Below are 15,692 nucleotides of genomic sequence, written 5' to 3'. Positions count from 1 at the left end.
GGGGGGACCCTGTGGGAGAGTAGGACGCCGCCGAACAATCTTTCAGAAAAGGCCCCCCGGCTTATGCCGGGGGGCCTTTTCGCATTTCCGGGCCGAAATGAGCCGGCGCGGAGGGTGGACCTAGCACCACCCCGAACTGGGGAGGGATGACCAGTGCGCCGCCACCTGCCCCCGGGCAACACTGATGACCGTAAGCCGAGTCAGTCACGTTCCAGGAGCCGTCAGGTGACCACAGTCAGTCCTCCGAAGCCCGCCGCCCCGCTGTACCGCGCTGCCGTGGACCAGCTCCGTTCCGGGGTCGGTTCCATCGGGTGGTTGGCGGTGGTGGTGGCCAGTTCGGCGCCCGGGGTGGTGGCGCCGGTTCTCGGGGCGCTTCTGGTCAGCGGCACGGTGCTGGCGGTCACGGGGTACAGCGATCCTGGGGCACTGGTCGCCTTCCTGTTGGCGTTGGCCGCGGCCCTGCTGATGGCCTCGCCGGCGGTTCGGTTGAACGCGGGATGGACGCGTTCGCAGATCGAGCGCTGGTGCGGGATCAGGGTGCCGGTGGCGTACACGGCGCGGCCCGAGCTTGAGGTGGACGAGCGCGGGTACTGGTGGACGGGCTACTCGTACCACCGAGGTCAAGGGGTGGCCAGGGCGGTGCAGTTGGTGCACTGGTCGCTGAGGGATCCGGCAACCCGGGCCGAGATGGTCTGGCTGCTGGTGAATCCCGTCGCGGTGTTCGTCGTGCTGGGGCCGGTGGTGGGTCTCGGGCTCGGCGGTGTGATCCTCGGGTTCAGCGGGTTCATGACGTATCAGAACTACGGGCCGGTGTCCGGCGGCGGGGCCACCCTCATCTCGATGGTCTTCGGGGGCGCGCTGGTCGCGTCCGCGCTCGCACTGCTGCCTCACGCACTGCGGGTGCACGCCGATCTGGCGCGGCGCGTCCTCGATCCGAACGGGCGGACCTCGAACCTTCAACTGACCCGTCGGGTGGAGGAGTTGACGGAGACTCGGGCCGACGCGGTGGGCAGCCAGGCGGCGGAGCTGCGGCGGATCGAGCGGGACCTGCACGACGGGGCCCAGGCCCGTCTGGTGTCGATCGGGCTGACGCTCGGGACGATCGAGCACCTGTGGGAGAGCGACCCGGACGCGGCCAAGCTGCTGCTGGCCGAGACCCGGGAGTCCTCGGCGAAGGCGCTCCAGGAGCTGCGTGACCTGGTGAAGGGGATCCACCCTCCGGTGCTGGCCGAGCGCGGGCTGGGGGACGCGGTCCGTGCCCTCGCGCTGGACAGTACCCAGGAGGTCGAGGTGACGGTCGGTCTGCCCTCCCGGCCGGAGCTGCCGATGGAGGCGGCGGTGTACTTCTCGGTCAGCGAGCTGTTGGTGAACGCGGCCAAGCACTCCGGCGCGCAGCACGTCTGGGTGGACATCCTGCACCGGGCGGGCCGGCTGCGGGTGACGGTCACGGACGACGGCAGGGGAGGCGCGACCAAGGCGCCCCGCGGTGGACTGCGGGGCATCGAGAGGAGGTTGGGTACCTTCGACGGTGTCCTGTCCGTCAGCAGTCCGCTGGGCGGTCCGACCACCATCACCATGGAGCTGCCGTGCGCGTTGTCCTCGCCGAGGACCTCTACCTCCTTCGAGAAGGGCTGACCCGGCTGCTGGAGGCGCACGGGTTCACCATCGCCGCGGCGGTGGAGACCGGGCCCGAGCTCCTGTCGGCGTTGCTGGAGCACCGGCCGGACGTCGCGGTGGTCGACGTCCGGCTGCCGCCGACGCTCACGGACGAGGGTCTGCAGGCAGCGCTGGCGGCCCGTCGGGAGATCCCGGGTCTGCCGGTGCTGGTGCTCTCGCAGCACGTCCAGCAGCTCTACGCGCGGGAGTTGCTGGCGGACGGCACGGGTGGGATCGGGTACCTGCTGAAGGACCGGGTGTTCAACGCCGACCAGTTCGTGGACGCGATCCGCCGGGTGGCGGCCGGTGGGACGGCGATGGATCCGGACGTGATCGCCAAGTTGCTGGAGAGCAGGTCGCGTTCGCAGCCCCTGCAGTGCCTCTCGCCACGCGAGCGCGAGGTGCTCGGGCTGATGGCGGAGGGGCGTTCCAACTCGGCCATCGCGAGCCGGTTGGTGGTCAGTGACGGGGCGGTGGCCAAGCACATTGCCAATATCTTCACCAAGCTGGGGCTGGCGCCGGCGGACGACGCCAACCGCCGTGTGCTGGCGGTGTTGGCGCACCTCAACGGCACGCCCACGGAGGTGGTTCAGACCGGAGGGCGGCGCGGCGACTGAACGCCCGTACGAGTAGTATCCGGTGGGCCGAGACGGTCGCCGGCGCGGTGGTCCCGAACCTCGACGGTGGGATCCGGTAGCAACGGCCGAGTCCGGCAGCCGCCGAATCCCAGGGGTTGATCATCGAATGGCACGTCCGTCCCTCACCCGCGCCCACCGCGCCCTGCTCGGTGTGGTCGCGGCCGGAGCCTGTCTGATCTCGGGCATCGGCTTCGCCGGCTCGTACAACGCGGTGCGCGACCTGGCGATGGAGAAGGGGTTCGGCGCCTTCTCCTACGCCTTCCCGATCGGCGTGGACGCGGGCATCGTGGTGCTGCTCTCCCTGGACCTGGTGCTCACCTGGCTGCGGATCCCGTTCCCGCTGCTGCGGCAGACGGCCTGGCTGCTGACGGCCGCCACCATCGCCTTCAACGCCGCCGCCTCCTGGGGCGATCCGCTGGGGATGGCCATGCACGCGGTCATCCCGGTGCTGTTCGTGGTCGTGGTGGAGGCCTCCCGGCACGCGGTCGGGCGGATCGCGGCGATCACCGCGGACCGGCACATGGATTCGGTCCGGCTGATGCGCTGGGTGCTGTCACCGGTGCCGACCTTCCGGCTGTGGCGGCGGATGAAGCTCTGGGAGCTGCGCTCGTACGACGAGACCGTCCGGCTGGAGCAGAACCGGCTGGTGTACCGGGCGCAGTTGCGGTTCCGGTACGGCCGGGGCTGGCGGCGGTCGGCGCCGTTCCAGGCGCTGCTGCCGTTGAAGCTCGCCAAGTACGGGGTCCCGCTTGACCCGAGCATCCTGGACCGGATCGACGGTCCGCTGGAGGGCTCCCCGGCGGAGGGTCAGGCCGGTGGCCGGGCGCTGCCGGTGACGGCGGTTCAGGTGACACCGGGTCAGGACGCTCCCGCCGCCGCCCCCGTCGCCGTGGCTGCTGCCGCCGCCGCAGGCGGCCGGGCGGTGCAGGCGGCTCCGGCTCAGCAGCAGGCTCTGGCGCGGCAGGCCTCCGTTCAGCAGGTTCCCGTTCAGGAGGGTCCCGCTCAGCAGGCACCTGTGCACGAGAGGCCGGTCACCGATGCGCAGGCCGTGTCCGATGCCCAGGTGACGGCGGCGTTGGCGGCACCGACGCTGGCGAAGCTGGCGGCGGTCCGGCTGCGGGACGCGCAGGACCCGGCCGCGGCGGAGGTGCGGCCGGTGCCGACCGAGCCGGACCTGAACGTGTGGACGGCGCGGGCGGTCCGCTCCCCGGCGCAGCCGAGCGAGCCGGTGCAGACGGCGCGGGTGCCGGGGCAGCCGTCGCCCTGGTTCAAGGCGCCCCAGCCGCAGGCCGAGCCCGCGGTGTCCGCTGTGCCCGTGGAGGAGCCGCAGCCCCAGCCGCAGGAGCAGGCGGCGTCGCGGCGTCCGGTGCGCCTGGAGCAGTTGGCCCCGCAGGGGGTGCCGGCCGGGTACGTGGAGGAGCTGCCGTTCGAGGAGGAGGCGGCCGCCGAGGTGCCCGCCGAGTCGGAGCGGCGTCCGGTCGGCCCGGCGCTTCCGCTGGATCCCGAGGTCTGCTTCGAGGCGCTGACCCGGTACATCGAGAAGTTCGAGCAGCAGCCGGACCCCCGGCAGCTGGCCGACTTCCTGACCATGGAGTACGGCCTCGAGGGCAGTGGCCGGGACGGTTCCGTGGTCGCGAAGGACGTCGAGCGGGTCTGGCCCAAGTTGAACGAACGCTTCATGGAGCTGGGCCTCGGCTGAGGTCTGTCGGAGGATCCGCCATTGACGGTCCGCGAGCCGCGCCGTTACCTTCGCCTCAACAAACTGTTGAAGGCGTGGAGGGTTCCGCATGTCGCAGGCCAAGCAGGCCAAGGACGGTAGCCAGTCCGTCGAGTTCTCCGGGGCGGCCCTGGCTGCCGTCGAGGAGCTGCTCGCCCCGGTCGACGCCGAGCTGACGCGGCGTTACCCGGGTGACCACGGCAGCCGCCAGCCGGTGCACACGGTCTACGTCCCGGCCGACGCCTTCGCCGCCGACACCGTCCGCAGCTGGGGCGCCCAGGCGTTGGCCGCCTTCGACGAGCACGCCGCCACCCCCGCCCAGCTCGCGCGGGCGCTCGGCGTGCCGGACGACGAGCTGCTGGCCGACGTCCACGCCCGGGTCCGGGCCAAGCTGGAGCGGGAGCCGGTCGAGGACCTGCGGATCGACTTCGAGGACGGCTACGGCCCGCGCCCGGACGCGGAGGAGGACGCCGAGGCCGTGCGCGCCGCCAGGCTGGTCTCCGCCGCCGTGGCGGACGGCACCGCCCCGCCGTACATCGGGATCCGGATCAAGTGCATGGAGGCGCCCGTCCGGGCACGCGGCATCCGCACCCTGGAACTCTTCCTCTCCACCCTGGTCGCGGAGGGCGGCCTGCCCGACGGGCTGGTGCTGACCCTGCCCAAGGTCACCTACGCCGCCCAGGTCACCGCGCTGGTCCGGCTGTTGGAGGACTTCGAGCGGCGGGCCGGGCTGCCGGCCGGGCGGATCGGCTTCGAGATCCAGATCGAGACCACCCAGGCGATCCTCGGCCCCGACGGCCGGGCCACCGTGGCCCTGATGATCGAGGCGGCGGAGGGACGGGCCACCGGTCTGCACTACGGCACCTTCGACTACAGCGCCTCCTGCGGGGTGAGCGCCGCCTACCAGAGCATGGACCACCCGGTGGCCGACCACGCCAAGGCGGTCATGCAGGTGGCGGCGGCCGGTACCGGCGTGCGGCTCTCGGACGGTTCCACCAACGTGATCCCGACCGGTGGCACCGAGCAGGTGCACGCGGCCTGGAAGCTCCACCACGGCCTGGTGCGCCGTTCGCTCGCGCGGGCGTACTACCAGGGCTGGGACATGCACCCGGCGCACCTGCCGACCCGTTACGTCGCGGTCTACGCCTTCTACCGCGAGGGCCTGAAGGCGGCTGCGGCACGGTTGGCCGCGTACGTCGCCAAGGCCGGCGGCGACGTGATGGACGAGCCCGCCACCGCACGCGCCCTGAGCGGCTACGTGCTGCGCGGGCTGGACTGCGGCGCGGTGGACCTCGACGAGGTCACCGGCCTGACCGGTCTGGACCGCAAGCAGCTGGACGCGCTGGCCGGCCGCTGAACCACGGGTCTGCGGGCGGCCGTTCAGAGCCGTTCGCGGCGGCCCGCACGGGGTCGTGCCGGTGCCGGCCTGCGCCCGGTCCGGCGGCGGCCCCGCCTAAGCTGGCAGGGACGATCACCGTCCCTGCCGGCTTTTCTCGTGTCTGGAGACCCACCGCCCCATGTCGGAGCCGACCCCCAAGCGCTACCTCACCGTTCGGGGTTCCGGCGTGCACGAGCTGGAGATCAAGAAGTCCCGGTTCATCTGCCACCTCGCCCGGGCCGCCGACGAGGAGGAGGCGCAGGCGTTCATCGCCGGCATCCGGAAGCGGTACTGGGACGCCCGGCACAACTGCACCGCCTTCGTGGTGGGCGGCGAGCAGCCGAGGGAGCGGTCCAGCGACGACGGCGAGCCCGGCGGCACCGCCGGGGTGCCGATGCTGGAGGTGCTGCGCCGGCGCGGTCTGACCGACACGGTGGCGGTGGTGACCAGGTACTTCGGCGGCATCAAGCTGGGCGCCGGCGGGCTGGTCCGGGCGTACGGCAGCGCGGTCTCCGAGGCGGTGGACGCGCTCGGGCTGCTGGAGCGCCGGCCGGTGGCGGTGCTCGCGGTGCAGACCGACCACACCCGGGCCGGGCGGTTGGAGAACGACCTGCGGGCGGCCGGGTACGTGGTGCGGGACCTGGCGTACGGCGCGGACGGGGTGCGGATCGAAGTCGGCGTGCCGGAGGCCGGGGTGACGGGGTTTCAGGTCTGGCTGGCCGAGGCGACCGGGGGCGCGGCGGCCGCCGAGGCGGCGGGCCGGGACTTCGTCGAGGTGCCGGTGGAGGCCTGACCGCGGGACCTGACGGAGTCCTCGGACCGGCCGAGGAGCCCAGCCCAAGAGTCTGGCCCAGCAGGCGCGGGCCAAAACCGAGTGACACTCGAACGAATTAACCATGCCCGGAGTTGGAACTTCCGCTCCGGGCACCTGCGTTTCCTGGAACAAGGAACCGCGCCGAAGTCCGGCGCGGCGCCGCCCGACCACCCCGCAGACGGAGGACGTCAGACCCCAACCACCCCGCACCACGGGAGGTACCTCGCATGACGCCACATCACAGCCAGGCAGAGTCCACGAGCCGATCAGCAGGACCGCGAGCGGGCCAACCCGCTCCGCAGGCAGGCCGCTTGGACCGCCCCACGCCGTACCGGATGACGTTGACCACCCCACGCCCCCGCCAGGAGGTGGCCGCCCTGGCGGACCAGCTGCTGGCCGGCTGGCTCAAGCGCGAGGGGCGGGACGAACCCCCGCCGAGCACCTCCGAGCTTCCGGCCGAGCGCCTGCGCCTCGGCGAAAGGGTCCTGCTGGACCGGGACTTCGGCGAGCTGCGCGAGGCCCCCGGCGGCTACCTCCGCCGCCGGCTGCGCACCCCCGCCCCGCACGGCACCGACCAGTTGACCCTCACCGTCGCCTCGGCCGGCCCCGCCGGGCCGACCTGGGTGCGGCTGGAGGCCGAGCAGTTGGCGGCCGGCCCGGGCCTCAGGGCGGGTGGCCGGGTACCGGTGCCCGAGCTGGCCCGGGCGCTGCTGCCGCTGCTGGACGCCTCCGACGGCCCGGTCCGGATCGGCGACGCCCCCCGGGTCGTCCGGCCCGCCGGGGTGGAGGCCCTGATCGACGAGCTCTGCGATCCGGAGCGCACCCTACCCGTGGTGGTGGCCAGCCTTCCGCCTGCGACCACCACCGCCGTCTGGCTGGAGGACACCGGCCGCCAGCTGACCCGGCAGCTCACCGGCCTGGCCGCGCTCTACCTGCTGGACCACGAGGCGCTGCCGCTGTTCAACGTCGCGCTGGAGTACCACAAGGTCTACGGCGGAGCGGTCCGCACCTACCTGCCCGAGGTGGATCCGGCCTCGCGGGCGGACGGCGGCCGGCACCCCGTGCTGCCCCGGCACCGGATCGAGGAGGACGTCCGCCGGGCCGCCGCGCTGCTGGCCCGTGAGCCGGGCCGGCTGGCCGCCGAGCTGCCGCTGCCCGCCCAGTTGGCGGCCGTCCCGGTCTACCAGCCGCCGGCCGAGCCGTCGCCGGAGGCACGGGCGGCCTCCCGGGCGGAGGCCAGGGTGCGGGCCGGGCACGGCCCGGGAGCGGTGGGCGCGGCCGAGCGCGTGGTGGACACCGCCGATCACCAGGCCCGGGCCGACGAGCTGCAGCGGGTGCGGCACAGCCTGCACCGTTCGCGCCGCCGGGAGCGGCTGCTGCTCGCGGTGGGTGAGGAGCAGCGCACCGCCCTGCGCCGGGCCAACGCGCAGATGCAGGTGCTCTCCGGCCGGCTCTGCACCGCCCGCCCGCCGGACGGCAGCCCGGTCACCTTCGGCGAACTGGTGGGCCGGTTCGGCGAGTTCCCGCTGCTGGAGTTCACCGGTGACCAGAAGGAGGCGCTGGCACTGGACGGCCAGTGCGACGGCACCGGCTGGGCCCGGCTCACCTGGGAGGGGCTGACGGCGCTCCAGGAGTACGCGGCCGCGGCCGTCCGGGGCGAGGCGCACGGCGACTTCAAGCAGTGGTGCGAGCACACCCCGGACGGCTGCCACCGCTTCCCGCCGCGCAAGGCGGTCCGGGGCGAGTCCCGGACGGTGGAGAGCCACACCAAGTGGAAGCGCGAGCGGATGCTCCCGGTGCCGGAGTGCGTGGACTCCTCCCGGCGCGCGTTCATGGGTGCGCACCTGCGGATCGGCGGCGGTCGCACCGCACCCCGCCTGCACTATCTGGACGACTGCTCGAGCAGCGGGAGGATCTACGTCGGCTACATCGGGCTGCACCTGACCAACACCAGGACGAACTGACGGGCCGCCAGGGAGCGGTGCGGCAGCGGGAGTCGGCCCCTCGGTCGGCCCGGACGGTGGACAATGCCTTACAGCAGCCGGACGAGCTTGGGGGTACGACCACCGATGCAGTACGCACCTGAGGGTCAGTCGGACGGTACCGCCGCCGCCACGCTCCAACCGGGTTTCCTGGCCTCGCTGTTCCGCGACCTCGGCGCCGAGGACGGCGGTCCGGGCGGGCCGGGAGAGCCGGGCGGCCCGGGGGCGGCGCCCGTCCCCGGGGAGCCGGTGGAGGACGAGGTGGCCGCGCGCGGGCGGGCCGCCGTGCTCAGCCACCAGCGGACCGCCGCCGTCCGGGCCGAGCACGAGCAGTTGGCCGACCTGCTGCGGCGGGCCGCGCTCCCGGTCTCCGCGATGGACTTCGAGAGCCAGCTGCGCAGCTACCGCCCCCGGCCCTTCCCGGCCGCCGGTGGCGCGGAGGACGCCGGCCCGGACGGCCCCGAGCCGCGCTGGGAGGACTTCGCACCGGCGGTGCCCGGACCGCCGGCGGGCGCGGAGGGGGTAGCGGGAGCGGACGGTGCGGCGGGCCGTCCACTGCTCGACTCCGGCTACCAGCGGGAGTTGGCGCAGGCCCGGCTGCGCCACCAGCGCGCGCTGCGGGAGTGGCGGTCCGGCCGGGCGGCCGCGGCCGACGACGCCGCTTCGGCGGAGCGGCGGGCGCACGAGGCCCTGGAGGAGGCCCGGGCCCGGGCGGTGCGGGAGTACAACGACAGTCTGGAGGAGTGCCGCCGGGCCTACCGGCTGGCCGAGCCGGCCGCCGTGGAGTCGCTGCTGGAGCGGGCGTTGGCGGCGGCCGAGGGGGCGACCCAGGACCTGCCCGCCCCGTGCCGGGCGGTGTTCCGCCCGCTGACCAGGACGGCGGTGCTCGACCTCGACCTGCCGCCGCTCGTCCTGGTGCCCTCGCTGGACGGCTACCGGCTGACCGCCGAGGACACCGTCGAGCCGGTGCCCCGCCCGCTCGCCGACCGGGCCAACGACTACCTGCGCCTGGTCGCCCGGCTGGCCCTGCGCGCGCTCCAGGCGGCGGACGCGGTGGACACCGACGAGATACTGACCGGCGTCGTGCTCAACGGCTGGCTCCGTGACACCCCGTCAGGCGCCCCGCTCTGCCTGCTCAGCGTGGACGCGGACCGGGACGCGCTGGCCCGCACCCGGCTGCTGCCGTCGGCGGACGGCGATGGGTGGGCCGGTGCGGGCCCGGACGAGGCCGGGCACGACACGGCACACGACACGGGCCACGACCTCGGGCACGACGGCGCCTACGGCGGTGTCTACGCGGACGCCGAGCAGGACGAGGCGCTGGTGCGGCTGCGGGAGCTGTCGGCGGCGGTCTCGCCGGACCCGTACGGCCTGGTCGGGGTGGAGCCCGGCGCCGAGGCGGGCATGACGGTGCCCACGGCCGACGACCTGTCGGCCCATGAGTTCGCCCACCTGGTGCGGGAGTTGCTGACCAGGGGCGGGCTGGGGGAGTGGAGCGTGCGGCTGCGCGGCCCGGCCGGGCTGGTGGCCACGGCGGTGGGCGAGGAGGGCAGCGCGTTGCCCGGGCGTTGGGTGGTCTGGGCGTCCCGGCCCCGGGGCGGCGCGGAGGTGGCGGTGGCGGAGCTGCGGACGCTGGCCGAGGCGGTCCGGGAGGAGGGGGCGGAGCGCGGGCTGCGGCTGACCACGGGTCGGTTCGCGGAGGCGGCCCTGGACCTGGCGGCGGAGCTGCCGCAGATCCACCTGGTGGACGGGGACGGGGTGCGGGAACTGACCGAGTCGCAGCTCGAGATGCGGCTGGGGGTCGGTGGCTGAGGCCGCGACGGCGCGGCGCGGCGCGCGGGGCAGGCGGGTTCGGCGGCCGGATCCGGTCAGCCGTCGGTGGCCGTGAGGTAGGCGGTGGCGAGCGGGGGTGAGCCCTGGTCGGCCCAGCCGTGGCCGAGGGCGGTGACGTCCAGTTCGCGGCCGCCCGGCAGCACCAGCAGGGGGCGGTCCTCCGGGCCGAGGCGCCAGCGGGTGCCGGGGACGGTGCGGCGCAGCACGGTGCCGAGGTAGAGCCCGGCGTCGTTGCCCAGCCGTTCGGAGAGCGCGGGGTTCTCGCGCCAGCGGGGCAGCAGTTGGTCCAGGGCGGTGAGGGAGTCCTCGCCGTCGTCCAGCCGGACCCCGGCCGAGTCGGCGAGCTCGCGCAGCAGTCCGCACTCGGCGAGCAGTCCGGCCAGCGCGGCTTCGGCGGTGCCGGCGGAGCGGGGGTGCCGTCGCCGGCCGAGGAAGCTGCCCATGGGGCCAGATTGCCAGGGCCCCGAGCGGGCGGCGAGGGGGACGGGCCGCACCGGCGCCGCCGCCTCGCCGAGCGGTCCGGGCCGACGGGTCCTTGGCAGTCCGGGCGGAAGCCCAGGTCGGCGGTCCGGGCCCCGTGGTGGGTGGTGGCGGGTGAGCTGGAAGGATGGGCGCTTCGTTCGGGTGGTGTCGAGGAGGGCCGGGGTGGGTGTGAGGCGGATCGGTGGCCGGTGGCCGCAGGTGAGGGACCGTCACCCTGACGGACCGTCCGGCGGGCGGCCGGCCCGGGCGGCGGAGAGGCTGGCCGGCAGGGCCGGGGCTCCTTGCTCCGGTCCGGGCCGGGCGTCTGCGCCCGTGGGCAGCGGTCCGCGCAGCCGTCCGGCCCCACCGGGAGCGGACAAGCGGGAGGGCCGTCGATGACCGCGGTGCTGGTGGCCGCCGGGGCGTTCCTGATGACGCTGCTCGGCGGGCTGGTGGCGCAGCGGGTCGGGGACCGCCGGCACCTGGTGCTGGGGTTCGCGGCCGGGCTGATGCTCGGGGTGGTGGCATTCGACCTGCTGCCGGAGGCGATGCACGCGGCTCCGCAGGAGCTGCACGGGGTGCCGCAGGCGCTGTTGATGTTCGCGGCCGGGTTCCTGGCGATCCACGTGGTGGAGCGGGCGGTGGCGATCCACCGCAGCCACGAGGCCGAGTACGCGGAGCACTCGCACGGCCGCAGCCACTCCCACGGGCACTCCCACGGCCACGCGCACAGCGGTAAGCAGGGGGTCGGGCTCACCGCCGCCGGTGCGCTGGTGACGCACAGTCTGATGGACGGCTTCGCGATCGGCGCGGCGTTCCAGGCGGGCTCCACGGTGGGCACGGTGGTGGCGATCGCGGTGGTGGCGCACGACTTCGCGGACGGCTTCAACACCTACACGATCACCAGGATGTACGGGAACGACCGCCGCCGGGCGCTGGCCCTGCTCGGCGCGGACGCGCTGGCGCCGGTGACGGGCGCGGCGATCACGCTGCTGTTCACCATCCCGGAGCAGGCGCTCGGTCTGTACCTGGGGTTCTTCGCCGGCTTCCTGCTCTACCTGGCGACCTCGGACATCCTGCCGGAGGCGCACAGCCCGCACCCGTCCCGGACCACGCTGATCTGCACGGTGATCGGGGTGGCGTTCATGTGGCTGGTGATCGGCTTCGCCGAGTAGGAGCCGGTGCGGGAGCAGGGGCCGGCGCGGAGCCAGGAGCTGACGCGGGGTCAGTGGGTGGCGTCCCACTGCTCGCGGACGGCGGCCAGGGCCGCGGCCACGGCGGGACGCCGGCTGGTCCTGGTCCGCCAGAGCACGAAGACCCGCCGGGCCGGCTCGGGCACCACGGGCCGGGCGACCACGCCGGACGGCAGCGGGCCGCGGCCGAGCCGGGGGACCAGGCCGAGGCCGAGGCCGGCCTCGATCAGCGCGATCTGGGTCTCGAACTCGCCGACCTGGTAGACCACGTCGGGCTCCTCGCCGGCCTCCCGCATGGTGCGCACCAGCCAGTCGTGGCAGATGTTGCCGGGCGGCACGCTGGTCCAGCGCTGACCGAGCAGGCGCTGGACGGGGACCACGGTGAGGGCGCCGAGCGGGTGCTCGGCGGGCAGCAGCAGGTCGACCGGGTCGTTGCCGAGGTCGAGCCGGGACAGGCCGTCCTGGACCAGGAGCGGCACGGTCGGCCAGTCCTGGACCAGCGCGAGGTCCACCTCGCCGCGGGCGACCAGTTCGGCGGCCTGGTAGGGGTCGGACTCCAGCAGCCGGACGTCCAGCTCGGGGCAGTCCCGCCGGAGCGCGGCGAGCGCGCCGGGCAGGACGCCGCGGGCGCCGGTGGCGAAGGAGGCGAGCACCAGCCGGCCGACGGCCCGGCCGCGCTGCCGCTCCAGGGTGACCTCGGCCTGTTCGACCAGGGCGAGCACCTCGCGGGCGGTGTCGGCGAGCGTGCGGGCTGCGTCGGTGAGGGCCACGCCGCGGCCCTGCTTCTCCAGCAGCACGGTGCGGGTCTCCCGTTCCAGCTTGGCGATCTGCTGGGAGACCGCCGAGGGGGTGAAGCCGAGCGCGGCGGCCGCGCCGCCGACCGAGCCGTGCACGGCGACGGCGTGCAGGGCGCGGAGCCGTCCGAGGTCCATCACGGGAGCCCCTCCTCAGTTCTTCGTGCGGCGGTTCTTCGTGCGGCGGTTCGTCATGTGGCAGTGCATCGTGCAGTGATGCTAAAGCATTCCCGGTAGGACAAGTCGCTGGTGCTACACGATCGCGCCGGGCCATGCTGACGGGCATGCAGATGAGCCCCCGTCACATCGCCCTCGCCGTGCTGGTCGCCGCCGTGTGGGGCGTCAACTTCGTGGTGATCCACGTCGGGCTCGGCCACTTCCCGCCGTTCCTGTTCGGGGCGCTGCGGTTCGCGGTGGTGGCGGTCCCGGCGGTGTTCTTCGTCGGACGGCCGCGGGTGGCGCTGCGCTGGGTGGTGGCGGTGGGGCTGACCCTCGGGGTGGCCAAGTTCGGGCTGCTGTTCTTCGCGATGAACGCCGGGATGCCCTCGGGGCTGTCCTCGCTGGTGCTGCAGAGCCAGGCGGTCTTCACGGCCGTCTTCGCCGCCGTGCTGCTGCGCGAGCGGCCGCCGGGGCAGCGGATCGCGGGGCTGGCGATCGCCTTCGCCGGGATCGGCCTGGCCGCGGTGGACCGGGGGCTGGACGGCCCGGTCGGGGCGTTCGCACTGGTGATCCTCTCGGCGGTGTTCTGGGGGCTGTCCAACGTGCTGACCAAGAAGGCCGCGCCGGCCGACGCGCTGCGCTGGATGGTCTGGATGAGCGCGGTGCCGGTGCTGCCGCTGCTGGCGCTCTCGCTGCTGTTCGAGGGCCCTTCGGCGGCGGGGGAGGCGTTCGCGGCGCTGAGCCCGGCCGGGGTCGGCGCGGTGCTCTACGTCGGGCTGGGGTCGACCCTGTTCGGCTTCATGGCCTGGAGCTTCCTGCTGAACCGCTACGAGGCCTCGGCGGTGGCGCCGTACTCGCTGCTGGTGCCGGTCTTCGGGATGTCCTCGGCCTGGCTGCTACTGGGCGAGCGGGTCAGCCCGCTGGGGGCCGGGGCGGCGCTGCTGGTGGTCCTCGGGATCGGCCTCACCGCGGTGAAGCCGGGTGTCCTGCGTCCGGGTCTCCTGCGTCCGGGTGCCCTGCGTCCGGCCGCGCCGCGTCCCGGTGTGCTGCGCCGCGGTCGGCCGGCCGGGCTGCTTCGAAGGCGAGTTCGGCCTGCCGCAGGGCCCGCAGCAGAGCCTCCTGTTCGGCTCGGTTGACCGGTCCGAAGTACTCCTGGGCGACCTCCTGGCGGACCAGGCCGATCCGCTCCAGCGCGCCGTACCCGGCGGTGGTCAGCACCACCCGCACGGCCCGCCGGTCGTCCGGGTCGGGGGTGCGCTCGACCAGGCCGGCCTCCTCCAGGGCGTCCACCACGGTGGTGGCGGAGCGGGGGGCGATGTGGAGGCGCTCGGCGAGTTCGCTCAGCCGCATGGTCTCCCGGCCCTCGCAGCCGGGGGCGTGCGCCAGGGTGCGCAGCGCCCTGGCCTGGCCGGGGGTGATGCCGTAGGGCTCCAGCCGCACCATGGTCTGCCGCCGGATCCGCTTCATCGCCCTGGTCAGCGCGTCGGCCAGGTCCGCTGCGGTCTCGGCGGGCGGCTCGGCGGCGGGCACGGACATGGGGGCGGCTCCTGGGGCGTAGGTGGTGACCAGGGTATCGGGGCGGCCGAGGGGCCTTCCGAGGTGTCGCCGAGGAAATACCTTGAGCTTGGCTCACCATTCACTTAGGCTGGCCTAATCTTAAACGAGGAGAGTGCGAGAACATGTCCGTTTCCCAAGCCCGTGTCCCCACGGACCGTCCGTCCCGCTACGGCAAGCAGCTGGCCGCCCACATGGGCCGCAAGATCCAGGCCGACTGGTCCGAGGAGAGCGGCCGCGGCGAGCTGGTCTTCACCGCCGGCACCGCCACGCTGACCGCCGAGGAGGGCGCGCTGCTGCTGGTGGTCGAGGGCGCCGAGGAGAGCCTCCCGCAGCTGGAGGACGTGGTCGGCCGGCACCTGGTCCGCTTCGGCAGCCGCGACGAGCTGGTGGTCGAGTGGCAGCGCGAGAGCGGCGCCCCCGGCACCGTGCAGCGCAACGACGCCCCCGACGAGTAGAGAGAGCCGCCGAGCAGCCGGCCCGAGCTGACCGCCGGTCAGCTCCGGCGCCGCGCCCACGGGATGACGTACCGCCACAGGCACCAGAGCGCCGTCCCGGTCAGGCACCAGCTGGCCAGCACGTCCAGCAGCCAGTGGTAGTCGCTCCACACCAGCCCGGCCCCGACGCCCAGGCAGAGCAGTGCGGTCAGCCCGTACAGCCGCAGTCGCAGGGGTCGGGCCAGGGTGGAGCCGAGCAGCAGGGCGGCGGTGCCGTAGGCGAGGGCCGAGGTGGCGGTGTGCCCGGAGGGGTACCAGCCGAGCTGGTCGGCGGCCAGCGGTACGCCGAACGGGCCGGGGCGGGCGAAGACCGCCTTGGCCGGGACCACCAGCAGCGGCACCAGCAGCCCGGCGGCCGCGGCCAGCGGCAGCGGGTACCACCAGCGCCGCCGTCCGGCGAGCCGCTCGCGCCAGGCGGCCAGCGCGGCCGCGCCGAACAGCACCGGCATCGCGAACAGCGGCCCGCCGAGGTCGGCCAGGCCGGCGCCCAGGTGGTTCAGCAGGGTGCTGTGCAGGCCCCGGCGGACGGCCCGGGTGGAGCGCCGGGCCCAGTCGTCCAGTTCCAGCAGCGGGCCGTCGGCGGCCACCTGCCACGAGACCGCGGCCAGCACCGCGAGCAGCAGCACCGGGAGCCAGAACCCGCCCAGGACGTGCGAGAGCCGCCCCGGAGCAGGGGGGAGAGCTCCGGGGCGGCTGGGGAGATCGCCGTTCCGTGCGCCCCGGGGGGTGTGGGCCGGACGGTCGGTCGATCGGTCCTCGGCTGCCGCTGCCCCCGAGGGGGCGGTCGACGTCGTCGGTAAGGAGTGTGGCTCGCTGTCCATCTGCCATGACAGTACGTCAGAACCCGGCCGTGCAGTGCGGGCCGCGCGGTTTGCCACAGCATCTTCACCACTGCGCGTGCAGCCACCGCGAGCATCCAGCGCGCGCATCCAGCGCGCGCATCCACCGTGAGCATCCGCCAAGCGCATCGGAGCGAGCAAGCGGAGGGGCCCGGTCCGCGCGGACCGGGCCCTTC

The 15,692-nt window shown here is 74.4% G+C and carries 13 protein-coding genes and 1 pseudogene; 10 read left to right on the top strand and 4 right to left on the bottom strand.

Going from position 1 to position 15,692, the window contains the following annotated elements:
* Positions 1-225 precede the first annotated feature (225 nt).
* The 7 genes from ACZ6ZR_RS30820 to ACZ6ZR_RS30790 all read left to right on the top strand — a co-directional run bounded on the left by ACZ6ZR_RS30820 (position 226) and on the right by ACZ6ZR_RS30790 (position 9,997).
* Positions 226-1,635, top strand: a complete 1,410-nt coding sequence (locus ACZ6ZR_RS30820; RefSeq protein WP_465647923.1) for a sensor histidine kinase — start codon at positions 226-228, stop codon at positions 1,633-1,635.
* Entirely contained in the window at positions 1,587-2,273 is a 687-nt protein-coding gene (locus tag ACZ6ZR_RS30815; protein ID WP_465647921.1) for a response regulator transcription factor, read from the top strand. Before ACZ6ZR_RS30820 ends, ACZ6ZR_RS30815 begins: the two co-directional genes overlap by 49 nt.
* Before the next feature lie 127 nt (positions 2,274-2,400).
* A complete protein-coding gene (locus ACZ6ZR_RS30810; protein ID WP_465647919.1) occupies positions 2,401-3,993 on the top strand; it encodes a DUF2637 domain-containing protein in 1,593 nt (530 codons plus the stop codon).
* Positions 3,994-4,081: 88 nt separating this feature from the next.
* Positions 4,082-5,368 (top strand): DUF6986 family protein, encoded by a 1,287-nt coding sequence (locus ACZ6ZR_RS30805; RefSeq protein ID WP_465647917.1) that lies wholly within the window; start codon positions 4,082-4,084, stop codon positions 5,366-5,368.
* 160 nt (positions 5,369-5,528) lie between these two features.
* The gene (locus ACZ6ZR_RS30800) at positions 5,529-6,182 is read left to right on the top strand and encodes a YigZ family protein (RefSeq protein WP_465647916.1); all 654 of its coding nucleotides are present in this window, start codon (positions 5,529-5,531) and stop codon (positions 6,180-6,182) included.
* A 356-nt stretch (positions 6,183-6,538) separates the two neighbouring features.
* Complete coding sequence (locus ACZ6ZR_RS30795; RefSeq protein WP_465647914.1) at positions 6,539-8,167, top strand: hypothetical protein; 1,629 nt, start codon at positions 6,539-6,541, stop codon at positions 8,165-8,167.
* A 105-nt stretch (positions 8,168-8,272) separates the two neighbouring features.
* Entirely contained in the window at positions 8,273-9,997 is a 1,725-nt protein-coding gene (locus tag ACZ6ZR_RS30790; RefSeq protein WP_465647912.1) for a restriction endonuclease, read from the top strand.
* Between the two features lie 56 nt (positions 9,998-10,053).
* Here ACZ6ZR_RS30790 and ACZ6ZR_RS30785 read toward each other — a convergent pair whose 3' ends face one another.
* Positions 10,054-10,461 (bottom strand): DUF6278 family protein, encoded by a 408-nt coding sequence (locus tag ACZ6ZR_RS30785; protein WP_465647910.1) that lies wholly within the window; start codon positions 10,459-10,461, stop codon positions 10,054-10,056.
* A 414-nt stretch (positions 10,462-10,875) separates the two neighbouring features.
* On the opposite strand from ACZ6ZR_RS30785, the gene ACZ6ZR_RS30780 reads away from it, so the two are divergent.
* The gene (locus tag ACZ6ZR_RS30780) at positions 10,876-11,655 is read left to right on the top strand and encodes a ZIP family metal transporter (protein WP_465647908.1); all 780 of its coding nucleotides are present in this window, start codon (positions 10,876-10,878) and stop codon (positions 11,653-11,655) included.
* A 50-nt stretch (positions 11,656-11,705) separates the two neighbouring features.
* On the opposite strand, the gene ACZ6ZR_RS30775 is transcribed toward ACZ6ZR_RS30780, so the two are convergent.
* A complete protein-coding gene (locus tag ACZ6ZR_RS30775) occupies positions 11,706-12,608 on the bottom strand; it encodes a LysR family transcriptional regulator (protein WP_465647906.1) in 903 nt (300 codons plus the stop codon).
* Between the two features lie 149 nt (positions 12,609-12,757).
* Here ACZ6ZR_RS30775 and ACZ6ZR_RS30770 point away from each other — a divergent pair, with 149 nt between their 5' ends.
* A complete protein-coding gene (locus ACZ6ZR_RS30770) occupies positions 12,758-13,762 on the top strand; it encodes an EamA family transporter (RefSeq protein ID WP_465647929.1) in 1,005 nt (334 codons plus the stop codon).
* Positions 13,763-13,838: 76 nt separating this feature from the next.
* On the opposite strand, the pseudogene ACZ6ZR_RS30765 reads toward ACZ6ZR_RS30770, so the two are convergent.
* Positions 13,839-14,069, bottom strand: a pseudogene (locus ACZ6ZR_RS30765) (MarR family transcriptional regulator); the annotation flags it as partial.
* 236 nt (positions 14,070-14,305) lie between these two features.
* On the opposite strand from ACZ6ZR_RS30765, the gene ACZ6ZR_RS30760 reads away from it, so the two are divergent.
* A complete protein-coding gene (locus tag ACZ6ZR_RS30760) occupies positions 14,306-14,638 on the top strand; it encodes a DUF2218 domain-containing protein (protein ID WP_465647904.1) in 333 nt (110 codons plus the stop codon).
* A 38-nt stretch (positions 14,639-14,676) separates the two neighbouring features.
* On the opposite strand, the gene ACZ6ZR_RS30755 is transcribed toward ACZ6ZR_RS30760, so the two are convergent.
* Positions 14,677-15,303 carry a phosphatase PAP2 family protein gene (locus ACZ6ZR_RS30755; protein WP_465647903.1) on the bottom strand — a complete coding sequence of 209 codons (627 nt, stop codon included), beginning with the start codon at positions 15,301-15,303 and terminating at the stop codon, positions 14,677-14,679.
* Positions 15,304-15,692 lie beyond the last annotated feature (389 nt).

This window comes from Kitasatospora sp. NPDC088742, from assembly GCF_055584905.1.
Note: the sequence above shows the minus strand (reverse complement) of the source record. Positions and strands in the feature narration are given on the sequence as shown.

Excerpts from the sequence above, each read along its gene's own strand:
- ACZ6ZR_RS30790 (WP_465647912.1), top strand. The coding sequence starts at position 8,273 with ATGCAGTACGCACCTGAGGGTCAGTCGGACGGTACCGCCGCCGCCACG.
- ACZ6ZR_RS30810 (WP_465647919.1), top strand. The coding sequence starts at position 2,401 with ATGGCACGTCCGTCCCTCACCCGCGCCCACCGCGCCCTGCTCGGTGTG.
- ACZ6ZR_RS30780 (WP_465647908.1), top strand. The coding sequence starts at position 10,876 with ATGACCGCGGTGCTGGTGGCCGCCGGGGCGTTCCTGATGACGCTGCTC.
- ACZ6ZR_RS30800 (WP_465647916.1), top strand. The coding sequence starts at position 5,529 with ATGTCGGAGCCGACCCCCAAGCGCTACCTCACCGTTCGGGGTTCCGGC.
- ACZ6ZR_RS30785 (WP_465647910.1), bottom strand. The coding sequence starts at position 10,461 with ATGGGCAGCTTCCTCGGCCGGCGACGGCACCCCCGCTCCGCCGGCACC.
- ACZ6ZR_RS30770 (WP_465647929.1), top strand. The coding sequence starts at position 12,758 with ATGAGCCCCCGTCACATCGCCCTCGCCGTGCTGGTCGCCGCCGTGTGG.
- ACZ6ZR_RS30795 (WP_465647914.1), top strand. The coding sequence starts at position 6,539 with ATGACGTTGACCACCCCACGCCCCCGCCAGGAGGTGGCCGCCCTGGCG.
- ACZ6ZR_RS30760 (WP_465647904.1), top strand. The coding sequence starts at position 14,306 with ATGTCCGTTTCCCAAGCCCGTGTCCCCACGGACCGTCCGTCCCGCTAC.
- ACZ6ZR_RS30805 (WP_465647917.1), top strand. The coding sequence starts at position 4,082 with ATGTCGCAGGCCAAGCAGGCCAAGGACGGTAGCCAGTCCGTCGAGTTC.